The organism is Aquimarina aquimarini (assembly GCF_900299535.1).
GTDB lineage: Bacteria > Bacteroidota > Bacteroidia > Flavobacteriales > Flavobacteriaceae > Aquimarina > Aquimarina aquimarini.
Genome location: NZ_OMKE01000016.1, coordinates 51965 through 65220, shown reverse-complemented (window position 1 = coordinate 65220; position 13256 = coordinate 51965). Strand labels below are relative to the sequence as shown.

Genomic DNA, 13256 nt, shown 5'->3' with positions numbered 1-13256 from the left:
TTCCAACAAAGGCCTAATCAAATTTTATTCTTAATATTTTCATTTCTTTCAAATAAAATTACTTCTGTTTTTGTAAACCAGTTGGCTAACATAGTCTTTTGTCAAACTATTTACCTTTCAAAAGTACTATAAACAAAGAAAAGTACGGTTTAAAAGTAAAAGTTTTGTTGGAATATTTCCAGCTTTTATAGGAAATATTCCAAATAAAGAAAGTAATTTTGTAATAGAAGATTTTTAGTAAGAATTAGTCAGTTTATAGGTTAAAAAAAGAAAAAAGATGTCAGTGATGAAAAACAAGAATTATGAGTACGATGTCGCCCTTTCTTTTGCCGGAGAAAATAGGGCGTATGTAGAAGAAGTTGCAAACAGTCTAAAAATAAGAGGAATCAGGGTATTTTATGATTTGTTTGAAGAGACAAACTTATGGGGTAAAAACCTATATGAGTATTTATCAGAGATATATCAGAATAGAGCACTTTATACAGTGATGTTTATTTCTGGGTTTTATAATCAGAAATTATGGACAAATCACGAGCGAGCTTCAATGCAAGCAAGGGCATTTCAGGAGAGTAGAGAGTATATCTTACCTGCAAGGTTTGATGACACAGAGATTCCAGGAATCTTGAAAACGGTAGGTTATATTAATCTCAAAAACAGAACTCCTGATGAATTTGCTGCCTTGATCGAAAAAAAGTTAAGCAAAGACCAGTCCTTTTTAAAAAATCGATGGTCAAAGATTACTACCTTGATTAGTCCTAAACCTTTTATTTTTACAATAAAAGTAGTCAATGAAAAAAATGAGTTGATAAAAAATGCACAAATTGTTTTGGTAGCTAATAATTCAACGTATTTAGAAGGTTTTTCAGGAGAAAAAGGACAAGTGCACTTTATTATACGAACAAGAAAGGCGTATACAGCACTTATTGCACACCCAGAATACCCAGCAGTAGTACTTAAAGATATTAACCCAAAAGAAGATATAAAGATTACTATTGAAAAAGGAAAAGGAGTAGGGTCAGTAATTCTTAATAAATCTGGTGAAATACCAGGTATCAAAGGACGTATAAAACCCATTCTCAAATCCAATAATAAAGGTTCATTATATGCTGATAATATTGCAGTAGAAGGAGGTAAACATCAACCTTGTGATTTTGAATTAAATAAATCAATATCTATAGAAGATAATGGAGGAAATGCCCTACTTTTAACCTTTAGATTCTTTTTAGGAAGAATCGCTTTGGCAGAATATTGTAAACACAAATTATCATCAGTATGAAAAAAGTAATCATCCTTTTTAGTGTTGTTTTGTTTATTGCATGTAATAAACAACCAGAAAAAAAAGTAGAAGCTGTAAGTGAAGTAACAAAAGAAGAAATTAGTAAACCAGAAGATAACTTTGGGATTGTGATTCATGGAGGAGCAGGAACTATTTTGAAAAAGAATATGACTCCAGAAAAAGAAGCAGCATACAAAGCTAAGCTAGAAGAAGCCGTAAAAGTGGGGCATGCCATTCTCAAAAACGGAGGAACTAGTCTTGAAGCGGTTGAGAAAACAATAAATGTGCTAGAAAATTCTCCGCTGTTTAATGCAGGAAAAGGAGCAGTTTTTACAAATGATGCAACCAATGAGCTAGACGCCTCTATTATGGATGGTAGTAATTTGAATGCAGGAGCGGTTGCAGGAGTAAAAACAGTAAAAAACCCAATTAATTTGGCTCGCGAAGTGATGCTAAACTCCCCACATGTATTATTATCTGGTAGCGGAGCAGAATTGTTTGCAAAAGAAAGAAACTTAGAGATTGTTGACCCTGCATATTTCTTTACAGAGGATAGGATGAAATCTTTAGAAACAGTAAAAGAAAAATTAAAAAATAAAGAAGCAAACAAAACAACCGCTTTTTATGATCCAATAATAAAAGATGCTAAGTTTGGAACTGTAGGGTGCGCAGCATTAGATAAACATGGGAATCTTGCCGCAGGAACTTCGACAGGAGGAATGACCAATAAAAAATGGAATCGTATAGGAGATTCCCCAATAATAGGAGCAGGTACATATGCAAATAATGCAACCTGTGCAGTATCTAGTACTGGTTGGGGAGAATATTTTATAAGAGCAATGGTAGCACATGATATTTCAGCATTGATGGAGTATAAAGGAGTGTCTTTACAGCAGGCTGCGCATGAAGTGATTCAGAAAAAACTAACGGATCTGGGAGGTACAGGAGGAATTGTTGCAATTGACAATCAAGGAAATGTTACTATGGAGTTTAATACAGCAGGAATGTATCGTGCTTCTATGAATGCCAAAGACGAACTTAATATAGGTATTTATAAAAAGTAAAATTCTATTTTACAAAAAATAGCAGAACCCTCTTTATGAGGGTTTTTTTATGGAAAATGAATTGTAGTTACAATGAAAAAATCACTATTTTCAGGGGGTAATGACACAAAAAAACTGGTTACTTTTATCCAAACAGATTTTATGCCAATTCTCAATTGAAAATTGCTGTTATTCATAACAAATGTATACCAAGATGCATAGTGACAAAAAAACATTGTAATAAGAAAATCTATTGGTTATGAATTAATTTCTGTAAAAAAGAAAGGGAAACTAAAATAGATACAAGTAAGATATGAATTACGAAAAACATTTTGAGATTTCGTGTGAGAAACGAAATTCTTTTTGGAAAGAAATAGGAAGCCTAGAAACAGACGTATTGTCTCATATGATAAACCCTAGTTTTATGGGAGGTCCCACTTGGCCCTCATTGCGACAAGCATTTATAAAAATAGATACTTCAAACTCTACCATTATCGCAACAGATGGATTAAGTGACCCCTACAGTGATTATGATACTAATAAAGAGAATCAAGGGTATAATGGATTAGGTTTTGAACTGTATCTTGAATCTGAGAAATTAGAAGATCTGGATACTGTAAAAAATTCATGGCAATTTGATATATTGTATCAAGCAAGTCTATTAGCTGCAGATAATGGAAATCTAATCAACATGTTTCAAAAATATACATACCTCTCTACAGAATTATATGCCAAAAAGGTACCAGAACAATTTGTTAATGAAGAAGGAAGAGTAGGAGTGCTTATGGGATTGCAAAGTAACGTTGTTCCTAGCAAAGTAGCATTGAGTATAGAGCCAGTAATGTTAATAAATGTAAAATTGATAACTCCTGCAGAGATAAAATATATTACTGATAATGGAGCTAGTGGAAGAAATGAGATCGCAGAAAAAATAATGAAAGAAGAAAACTCAACTCTTTCAACACTTGAGCGCAAATTTGTACTGTAATGCAAACTTCTAATAAAATGTGAATAGCGGTAGTATACAATATAATCGAAAATATACTACCTTTATTTTTACTAAACATCCAATTATATGAAATCTTCACGAATCCTCTGTCTACTGGTTCTTATAGGACTGGTATTCTCTTGTAAAAAAAAAGATGCACGATCCATAGCAGAAGCTAATGCCTCAGAATTAAATGAATATCAAGATTATATTTCTGATGTGTCTTCAGGAGTGATTTCAGTTTTAGACAATGTGTATGTTGTGCTACAAACACCTATAGAAGGATGGGATGATAATCAGGAATTACCAAAAGATCTACTTACGGTGTCGCCAAAAGTAAAAGGTAAGGTAATTGCAGTAAATAACAGAACTATCTCTTTTTATCCAGAAGAAGGATTTGATGAAGATACATCATATACTTTTACACTTGATTTAGAAGAGCTAATCAAAGATTTTAATGATGATTTGGATGAAGAGTTTGTCTTTTCAGTTAAAACGTTGAAACAGCAATTTTCTGTGTTGACAGATAACCTTCAATCCTATAATAAAGATTGGCAATATATTGATGGTACACTTACCACAAGTGATCAAATGAAATTTGAAGTAGCCAAACAATTAATTACTGCCACACAAAAAGGTAAAAACATACAAGTAAAATTTGGTGAATCTATTAATAAAAGTCGTCAGTTTAGTTTTAGAATAGATAGTATACAACGTTATAAAGTAGATTCTGAAGTAGAAATTAAATGGTCTGGAAAATCATTTGATATCGATACAGAAGGAGCACATAAATTATTTATCCCAGGTAAAAGTAACTTTTCTGTAATAAGTGTTTCTGTCTCTAATGTTGATAAACAATATGTCGAGATTAATTTTTCTGACCCAATAAAGAAAAATCAGAACTTTAATGGCTTGGTCACTATTTCTGGTGCTAGAAACTTAAAATATACCGTAAGCGGAAATGTGCTAAAAGTATATCCTAAAAAAGAGCTTAAAGGAACTTTAGAGGTTACTGTTTATGAAGGAATACAAAGTACCGATAATTATAAGTTGAAAAACACTTATACAGAGAATATTTCTTTTCAACAACCTAATCCAGAGATTCGTTTATTACAAAGCGGGGTAATTCTTCCCACTTCAGATAACCTTAAGTTTAATTTTGAAGCTATTAATCTGCGTGCAGTAGAGGTTCAGGTCGTAAAAGTATTTGAAAACAATGTTCTTCAGTTTTTACAAAATAATGAACTTAACGGATCAAGTAACCTAAGAAGTGTAGCAAGGCCAATTGCAAAAAAACTAATTAATCTTCAAGAAAACCCTTCACTTAATTTAGGAAAATGGAATGCCTTTGCTGTTGATCTTAAAGAATTAATTACACCAGATCCAGGCGCAATTTATAGAGTAGAACTTAATTATCGAAAATCGTATTCTCTTTATAAATGTGAAGGAACGTCTGTAGGGGGTGATACACCAGTTCAAGAATTAGCAGAAAATTATGATGAAGAAGAAGAAGCTAGTTTTTGGGATAGCTCACAGTATTATTATGACGATTATTATGATTATGATTGGAGAGAAAGAGAAAACCCTTGTGCCAATTCTTATTATAGAGATAAAAAAATAGGAGCAAATATACTAGCTTCTAATTTGGGGGTTATTGTAAAAAAAGGCCTGAATCACGCGTATACTGTTACAGTCAATGATATCATTACTACAAGTCCAGTTCCAAATGCAAAAGTGACTTTTTATAATTATCAGCAACAAGAAATAGGTATTGGTACAACAGATGCAGAAGGAATAACAGGATTTGATGCAGATCGTCCTGCATATTTTGCAATCGCAGAATCAGGAAAACAACAGTCATATATAAAACTAAACGATGGTAATGCCTTATCTGTAAGTAAATTTGATGTCTCAGGAGTGCGATTGCAAAAAGGGATCAAAGGATTTATTTATGGAGAGCGCGGTGTATGGCGCCCTGGTGACACACTGTTTTTATCCTTTATGCTCAATGATAATGCAAATAAACTACCCAAAGGACATCCTGTAAAATTCGAGCTACGAGATCCCTATGGAAAAGTTACTTACCAAGAAACAAAAACAGATGCAGTCAATAACTTTTACAAATTTATAGTAAAAACTTCTGAAGAAGCACCTACAGGGAATTGGCAAGCCAGTGTAAATGTAGGAGGTGCTAGTTTTACCAAGGCACTTAAAATTGAAACCATAAAGCCAAATCGCCTTAAAATCAAAACTACTTTTGATAATGAGGTTCTGAGAGCAAATAAAAACATACAAGGTGATCTTGAAGTATTATGGCTACACGGTGCCGTGGCAAAAAACCTTCAGACAGATATCAATGTTCGTTTTAGGCCTGGAAAAACCAGTTTCAAAACTTTTCCTGGTTATATTTTTGATGATCCTACAAGAAGTTTTAAAGCAGAAGAACAGGAAGTATTCAACGGAAAAATCTCTGGGGAAGGAAAAGCAAGTTTTAATCTCAACCCTGAACTTGATACTAAAGCTGCAGGGATGTTAAAAGCATCTTTTATTACCAAAGTATACGAAAACGGAGGAGATTTTAGTACAGATGTGATAACAAAAGATTTTTCTCCTTATGAAACCTATGTAGGTGTTAGTGTACCCAAAGGAGATAAAGCTAGAGGGATGCTATTGACCGATACAAAGCATAATTTTGAAGTTGTTTCTGTAGATGAAAGCGGAAAACCAAAGTCAGTTAATGATCTCGAAGTATATATTTATAAAGTAGATTGGAGATGGTGGTGGGATACATCAGAAGATAATTTGTCATCCTATAATAGAGGCTCATATCATAGTGAAGTATTCAAGACCAAAGTAACGACCAACAATAAAGGAAAAGCAACTTTTAATTTTGAATTAAAATATCCAGAATGGGGAAGATATCTGGTAAGAGTAGTAGATCCAAAAGGAGGGCACGCTACAGGTAAAATAATGTATATAGATTGGCCTGGATGGGCAGGGAAATCACGTAAAAATGACCCCTCTGCTGCGACGATGTTATTGTTTTCTACCGATAAAAAAACATATAATGTAGGAGAAAAAGCTATGATCACATTTCCATCAAGTGAAGGAGGGAGAGCTTTGGTGACCGTAGAAAATGGTACAGAAGTATTAGATGCCCAATGGGTGTTATCGCAAAAAGGAGAAACAAAATTTGAATTACCAATTGATAAGTTATACACGCCCAATGTTTACATAAATATTACATTGTTACAACCACATGCAGGAACAGCTAATGATTTACCAATACGATTATATGGTGTTGTTCCGATTACAGTAGAAGATCCAAATACGAGAGTACAACCAAAATTGAAAATGCCAGACGTATTACGACCAGAAGAAACAATTACAGTAAAAGTAGAAGAGAGCAATGGTAAACCGATGACTTATTCAATAGCAATTGTTGATGATGGATTACTTGACCTTACCAGATTCAAAACACCAAATCCTTGGGATAGCTTCTATGCTCGTGAAGCATTAGGTGTAAAAAGCTGGGATGTATATGATGATGTAATAGGAGCCTATGGGGGAAGTATAAACCAAATATTCAGTATTGGAGGAGATGCTGAAGCAGGAGGAAGTAAATCCAAAAAAGCAAATAGATTCAAACCCATGGTAGTGTATAAAGGCCCTTTTAAACTAAAAAAAGGAGAAACCCGCGCACATAAAATAAAAATTCCAAAATATATAGGATCAGTACGTACTATGATTGTTGCTTCTGATGCAGAAAATGGCGCTTATGGTAGTGTAGATAAAACAACTCCTGTACGTAAACCACTTATGGTGCTTACTTCTATTCCTAGAAAAATCACTCCAGGAGAAAAAGTAACAATTCCAGTTACTGTCTTTGCTATGGAAAATAAAGTTCGAAATGTAGCAGTTACCCTCAAGCCTAACAAAGGGTTTATAGTACATGGTGATACGCAACAAAAATTATCATTTCCTCAACCAGATGAGAAAATGACATATTTTGAGATCGAGGTATTAGAGGGCGCTTCGATGACAGATATTGAAGTAATAGCAAAAGGAGGTGGAGAAAAAGCGTCTTACAAAGTTCCTATTGATATAGTGAATCCTAATCCAATGACAACAGAGGTAAAAACAATTGTTTTAGAGCCCAATAGTAAACAAGAAGTAGATTTTGCTGCTTTTGGAATTAATGGAAGTAATAGTGCAACGATTGAGTTCTCGTCTTTACCAGCTATGAATTTTGAAAGTAGATTAAGCTATTTGATTCGATACCCACATGGGTGTGTAGAGCAGACAACCTCTGCAGCGTTCCCACAGTTATATCTAGGAGAGGTTTTTAATCTTTCATCAGAAAAAAAACAACATATTCAGAAAAATATAGAAGCGGCGATCTCTAGGCTTAAACGCTTTGTTCAGTCCAATGGAGGGATGTCGTATTGGCCTGGATATAGTAATTCTGATGATTGGGGAACCACCTATGCAGGTCATTTCTTGCTTGAGGCAAATAAATTAGGATATATATTACCAATTGGTTTCAAAAGTAGTTGGATTAACTATCAACAGCAACAAGCTAAAAGGTGGAGAAAAGGAGGTAATGATCTAGCACAGGCATATCGATTATACACATTAGCTCTTGCAGGTAGTCCTGATTTATCATCTATGAATAGATTGCGCGAGACAACAGGATTGTCTAATGATGCCAAGTTAAGATTGGCTGCAGGGTATGCATTGGTTGGTCAATCAACAGCAGCAAATCAATTAATGAGTACTGCTAATATTGATTTTGAATCTAAAAAGAACGATCATCACACGTATGGATCTACCAACCGTAATCGAGCAATGGCACTAGAAACATTGGTTGCGTTGGATCAAAAATCCAAAGCACAAGGGGTCGCCGTAGAATTAGCAAAAGAACTATCATCCAAAAATTGGATGAGCACGCAAACAACTTCGTATGCATTATTAGCGATGGCTAAATATGCAAGTTATGTAGGAGGTAAAGGAATACATGTAAACTATGTTTTGAACGGGAAATCAAATGCTACAAATACATCAAAAACATTAGCAATTACTGGAGATATAGCCGTTTTAAAAGAAAATAAATTAGTGCTTCAGAATAACAAAGACAACACCATATTTGTACAAATAGCTACCAGTGGTATTTTGCCTGTAGGTAAGGAGAAAGTGATTCAGAATAAGTTTAAAGTAATTGTAGATTATAAAAATAGAGAAGGTAAAATTATCAATCCAGTACAGTTAGCACAAGGCACAGATTTTGTAGCAGAAGTTACCATTACCAATACTACAGGGTCTAAGGTCAAAAATATTGCTTTAACCGAGATTTTTCCATCAGGGTGGGAGATAGTGAATACCCGATTTACTGATTTTGGATCATTTAGAGCTAATAATGTAACGCATACAGATATACGAGATGACCGAGTGAATTTTTATTATAACCTGAAACCTCACCAAAGTAAAACAATGACAGTATTATTGAATGCTTCATATTTAGGTAAATATTATTTACCAGGGATCCAGTGCGAAGCCATGTATGATAATAGCTATTTGGTAAGGAGTAGTGGAAAATGGGTTGAGGTAGTTAAATAAGAATATCTAAACGATGTATTTGTTATAGATTTAGGTATTCACCTAAATTTATGATGAATATATCGATGATTTCAAAAACAATAATTAGAGAATTATTGTTTTATGATTTACCTGTCTCGTTTTTATCAAAAAAAGAGAAATAGAATAGGTCATAATAACGATTGAGGTTTCTGAAAAAAAACTGAAATTCTGATAATAAATGTTTAGGAAAATGTGTTGTATAAAGAGTGAGCCTTAATAGGAGTGTATAAGTTGTGATCACATCAAGAAATAATTGACTGCTTTGTATATATGATAACATAAATGCTTATGGACTTACATTAGATTATTCTACATTTATAATGCCTAAGAATTATTCAACTTAAAATTAAGCTAAAAAGTAATCTGGCTTATTAAAACAAGAAATAGTAATTGTTATGAAAAAAATACTGTTTAAAGTTTCGAGTTTATTAGTACTGATATTATATTCTTTTCAATCTATTGCATGTGATTGTCAGTGTAATGGAGATTGCTCGTTTAGTACTGTTTCAGGAGGAGGGTTTGTGGCCTTGGTAAAAGTTATAGAGTACTCACAATTTTTAGAATATGAAGAAGGTGGAGAAATAGTAAAAATGCCACTAGCTATAAAAGTGGAAGTTATCAAGAAATATAAAGGCAAAGATACACGTAAAATCATTCAAATTTGGGGAGATGATGGGATGTTATGTCGACCGTATATTGCTTATTTTAAAATAGGGAAACACTATTTGATCGCTCCAAATAGAATTTCGTATGACTCAGATAATGGAAAAGTAAATGATTATGACTTTTTTGCTTGCGAAACAGGTTTTTTGGATGTTGATATGCAAAAAAGGATAGTTTATGGAGAGTATTCTAAAAAAATAAATAAGATAACACTAGATGAAGTAGAGGCTGCTCTAAGCAAATAAAATTCTACTATCTGTAAGAGTAAATAAATGGAAAATTACTGTACTATATACTCACATGAAGTATATTTTGATGCAATAACCTCAGAAATACAAAAAATATTTCCCAAAGGAAAAATAACTGTATCAGATAAAGAAGAGCGTAAAATACTACATATATCTATCAAAGAGGGGCTTTTTAAACCTAAAAAAGAATTTCAAATCTCTTATAGAGAAAGAATGAAGCCTTCTTATCAAATCTTAGAGATAGATTCTCCATTGACTCAAAACTTATCAGGGATGTTAGGGTATGTGAGTTCTTTTCCAGAAGCTAATACCAAAATAAAAGAATTATTACTTCAAAAAATACAAACATTAAATAGTGAGTTGGCTATAATATCATTGGGGAATTTAAATGATGAACTAACGATATTGACTCAAAATATCTGTCAATCATATGAGGGATTGATATTCTCTCAACCAAAAACTAATATTAGTAAATCAGAGGTACAGCATTTTTTAGATAAAGACCTAAATCTCATATTGGATATAAACGGAAATTCTGAAATTGATCATTTGGAGGTGAAAATCAATTCGATATATTTTGATAGAGATCAAACTAAAATTACAGAAGACCAGAAAAAAAGGAAGGTAGATAATGAAGCTATTTTAGAAGTTAGTAATATTAAAATAAATAAAAATCTACCAGTTGTTGAATCTGAGGAAGATACCTCAATTCGTTCCCCCAAAGAGATAGCCGAGAGAGTTACATTACTGGCGGTAACCAATATGGTGGCTTTTGGTAATATAAGTGGAGAAGAGGCTTTAGAGTATCTTGATAGGTATACGCTATTAGAAAAAGCAACACCCAAAGAATTAGATTTTTTAAAGAATCCTACTGATGATGCAAAGAGTTATGAAACATGGAAATGTGAATGTATTTGGGTATTGATGTGGGCATTAGCAATTATAGAAAATCTTGGGTTTCCAGATCATTTGGCAGATTTAAACAAAATTCCATCAGAAAAATATCCAATAGGTGAAGGTAAGGACCCTAATTTGTTTATAAACGCTATAAATACATCAAGGTCAAAGCAAGAAATATTAGACGCCAATGATTTGTACTATAGATTGGATTGGGCATGTGTAGATGCTAGAATAAAAGGAGAAGAAATAAAAGAGGTGAACCCTGGAATAGTTTACGAAAGACATTATGCTTTAAACTGGCTTATTAATTATATGAATCAGGATTGGGATAATGTTTCTTGTGATACTTAAATAAAGAAAATAAAGAAATGATCCTAGAACAAGCAGTATTGTATATCAAAGAAGGAGAGTCAGAAGCATTTGAACAAGCTTTTGCAAAAGCTCAAGAAATCATTTGCGCTGCAAAAGGGTATATTAAACACGATATGTTGAAGTGTCAAGAAGAAGAAAATAAATACCTGCTTTTGGTAACATGGGAAACGATAGAGGATCATGAAATTGGTTTTAGAACGTCTGAAGCATATCAGCAATGGAAAAAATTATTACATCATTTTTATAATCCTTTTCCAATAGTGGAACATTATATATCAGTTCTGTAATTAATAAATAATTTGAACTGAATAAACGATTTAAAAGAATTCCTGTTCTAGTAGGTTTTTTAACCTAATCATAAACCGATATATTGTTTTTTTTAGTACCATTGTTCAAACGTTAAAAAGTAATGAATAGTAAATTTTTTATATCTGTATTAAGTGTTTTACTTATAGGAAGTAGTTATTCCTGTAAGCAGGAATCAATTTCTGTAAGTAAGATTTCAACAATTCAAAAAAAAATAGATTCTACAATAGTAGAAGACAAAGCTATAGATTCATTCATAAAGCCTTTTAGAACTCACCTTAATAAAACATTAGATGCCACACTTTGTGTAGCTATTGCTGATTTTACCAAAAATGATAACCCATTAGAAAGCACATTGGGTAATCTGATGGCAGATATTTCTTTGAAACAAACAAAACCTGTTTTTGAAAAAAAGTATACTAAAGAAATAGATTTTGTTTTGTTAAATTACGGTGGTATGCGAGCACCTATACTCAAAGGACCAGTAACAGCCAGAACTGCTTATCAAGTGATGCCTTTTGAAAATGAGTTAGTAGTTGCAGAGTTGTCCTATGAAAAAGTAAAAGAATTGACAGCATATTTGGCATATGCACAAAGAGCTCACCCCATTGCAAACTTGAAACTAAGTATTGTAAAAGCTTCAAAAGAAGCAATAGAAGTAAAAATTAATGATCAACCCTTGCAAGAAGATAAAACATACCTTGTGCTTACCACAGATTATTTACAACAAGGAGGAGACAGGATGGATTTTTTTAAAAACCCTATTCAATTATATAAAACAAACTATAAGCTTAGAAATGCACTGATTGATTACTTCAAATCAGTAGACACATTACAAGTAGAACTGGATAAAAGAATGAAGTATGCAGAATAGAAGAGTATTTATACAGCAAATAGCATCAGCAACCGCTTTTGCTGGATTGGGTGGATTGAGTGTAACATCATGCATGACACCAAAACCCAAGAAAATCACGGTGCTACATACCAATGATGTGCATAGTCAAATAGATCCGTTGCCCAATAATCATTACAAATACCCAGGACTAGGAGGTTTTGCACGAAGAGCTTCTATTATAGAGCAAGTGCGACAAGAAAATCCAAATACTATATTACTAGATGCAGGAGATATTTTTCAAGGAACGCCTTATTTCAATTACTTTGGTGGAGAAATAGAATTTAAGCTTATGTCAAAACTTAATTATGACTTAGCAACAATAGGGAATCATGACTTTGATAATGGGATCGATGGATTATTGAGTCAGTTACCCAATGCTACTTTTGATTTTGTGTCTGCTAATTATGATTTTAAAAATACAGTATTAGAAGGTTTGGTAAAACCCTATAAAATTTTAATTAAAGAAGGTGTAAAAATTGGGGTTTTTGGATTAGGAATTAAATTAGATGGGTTAGTGAGTAAGAATTTGTATAAAGAAACTCAATACTCAGACCCTATAGAGATGGCTCAAGAAATGAGTAAAGTGTTGAAAGAGGAGGAACAATGTGATCTTGTTATTTGTCTATCTCATATCGGATATGATTACAAAAATTCCCCTAATAATGTTTCAGACCTTAATTTGGCAAAAAGCACAAAAAATATTGATTTAATAATAGGAGGGCATACTCATACCTTGCTTCCTAAACCTGTTATTGTAGATAATTTAGTAGGAGAAAAAGTAGTAATCAATCAGTGTGGAAAAAGTGGAGTATATATGGGACAGATTGATTTTTATTTCGATGCTTCAGGTAATAAAATAATAGAAGGTAAATCTATTGCAGTTTAGTCTAAATTGCTTGTGGATCAAAAATTAAAATGTCTTATAAAT

At 32.8% G+C, this 13256-nt stretch carries 9 protein-coding genes; all 9 read left to right on the top strand.

The window, feature by feature from the left end; genetic code table 11:
* The first annotated feature begins 286 nt into the window (after positions 1 to 286).
* The 9 genes from DG508_RS09340 to DG508_RS09300 all read left to right on the top strand — a co-directional run bounded on the left by DG508_RS09340 (position 287) and on the right by DG508_RS09300 (position 13214).
* Positions 287 to 1276 (top strand): toll/interleukin-1 receptor domain-containing protein, encoded by a 990-nt coding sequence (locus DG508_RS09340; protein WP_108867885.1) that lies wholly within the window; start codon positions 287 to 289, stop codon positions 1274 to 1276.
* The gene (locus DG508_RS09335; RefSeq protein ID WP_108867884.1) at positions 1273 to 2340 is read left to right on the top strand and encodes an isoaspartyl peptidase/L-asparaginase family protein; all 1068 of its coding nucleotides are present in this window, start codon (positions 1273 to 1275) and stop codon (positions 2338 to 2340) included. Before DG508_RS09340 ends, DG508_RS09335 begins: the two co-directional genes overlap by 4 nt.
* A gap of 292 nt (positions 2341 to 2632) precedes the next feature.
* Positions 2633 to 3307 (top strand): hypothetical protein, encoded by a 675-nt coding sequence (locus DG508_RS09330; protein ID WP_108867883.1) that lies wholly within the window; start codon positions 2633 to 2635, stop codon positions 3305 to 3307.
* Positions 3308 to 3394: 87 nt separating this feature from the next.
* Complete coding sequence (locus DG508_RS09325) at positions 3395 to 8923, top strand: alpha-2-macroglobulin family protein (RefSeq protein WP_108867882.1); 5529 nt, start codon at positions 3395 to 3397, stop codon at positions 8921 to 8923.
* Positions 8924 to 9339: 416 nt separating this feature from the next.
* On the top strand, positions 9340 to 9852 hold the full coding sequence (locus DG508_RS09320; protein WP_108867881.1) for a hypothetical protein: 513 nt from the start codon (positions 9340 to 9342) through the stop codon (positions 9850 to 9852).
* Between the two features lie 27 nt (positions 9853 to 9879).
* Positions 9880 to 11106, top strand: a complete 1227-nt coding sequence (locus DG508_RS09315) for a DUF4272 domain-containing protein (protein ID WP_199912771.1) — start codon at positions 9880 to 9882, stop codon at positions 11104 to 11106.
* Between the two features lie 17 nt (positions 11107 to 11123).
* Positions 11124 to 11414 carry an antibiotic biosynthesis monooxygenase family protein gene (locus DG508_RS09310; RefSeq protein ID WP_108867880.1) on the top strand — a complete coding sequence of 97 codons (291 nt, stop codon included), beginning with the start codon at positions 11124 to 11126 and terminating at the stop codon, positions 11412 to 11414.
* A gap of 122 nt (positions 11415 to 11536) precedes the next feature.
* On the top strand, positions 11537 to 12307 hold the full coding sequence (locus DG508_RS09305) for a 5'-nucleotidase C-terminal domain-containing protein (RefSeq protein ID WP_108867879.1): 771 nt from the start codon (positions 11537 to 11539) through the stop codon (positions 12305 to 12307).
* Positions 12297 to 13214, top strand: a complete 918-nt coding sequence (locus DG508_RS09300) for a bifunctional metallophosphatase/5'-nucleotidase (RefSeq protein WP_108867878.1) — start codon at positions 12297 to 12299, stop codon at positions 13212 to 13214. Before DG508_RS09305 ends, DG508_RS09300 begins: the two co-directional genes overlap by 11 nt.
* The last annotated feature ends 42 nt before the right edge of the window (positions 13215 to 13256 follow it).

What these genes read in the sequence shown, in the direction of transcription:
- DG508_RS09315 (WP_199912771.1), top strand. Translation starts at nt 9,880, where the DNA reads ATGGAAAATTACTGTACTATATACTCACATGAAGTATATTTTGATGCA.
- DG508_RS09330 (WP_108867883.1), top strand. Translation starts at nt 2,633, where the DNA reads ATGAATTACGAAAAACATTTTGAGATTTCGTGTGAGAAACGAAATTCT.
- DG508_RS09325 (WP_108867882.1), top strand. Translation starts at nt 3,395, where the DNA reads ATGAAATCTTCACGAATCCTCTGTCTACTGGTTCTTATAGGACTGGTA.
- DG508_RS09310 (WP_108867880.1), top strand. Translation starts at nt 11,124, where the DNA reads ATGATCCTAGAACAAGCAGTATTGTATATCAAAGAAGGAGAGTCAGAA.
- DG508_RS09335 (WP_108867884.1), top strand. Translation starts at nt 1,273, where the DNA reads ATGAAAAAAGTAATCATCCTTTTTAGTGTTGTTTTGTTTATTGCATGT.
- DG508_RS09340 (WP_108867885.1), top strand. Translation starts at nt 287, where the DNA reads ATGAAAAACAAGAATTATGAGTACGATGTCGCCCTTTCTTTTGCCGGA.
- DG508_RS09300 (WP_108867878.1), top strand. Translation starts at nt 12,297, where the DNA reads ATGCAGAATAGAAGAGTATTTATACAGCAAATAGCATCAGCAACCGCT.
- DG508_RS09305 (WP_108867879.1), top strand. Translation starts at nt 11,537, where the DNA reads ATGAATAGTAAATTTTTTATATCTGTATTAAGTGTTTTACTTATAGGA.
- DG508_RS09320 (WP_108867881.1), top strand. Translation starts at nt 9,340, where the DNA reads ATGAAAAAAATACTGTTTAAAGTTTCGAGTTTATTAGTACTGATATTA.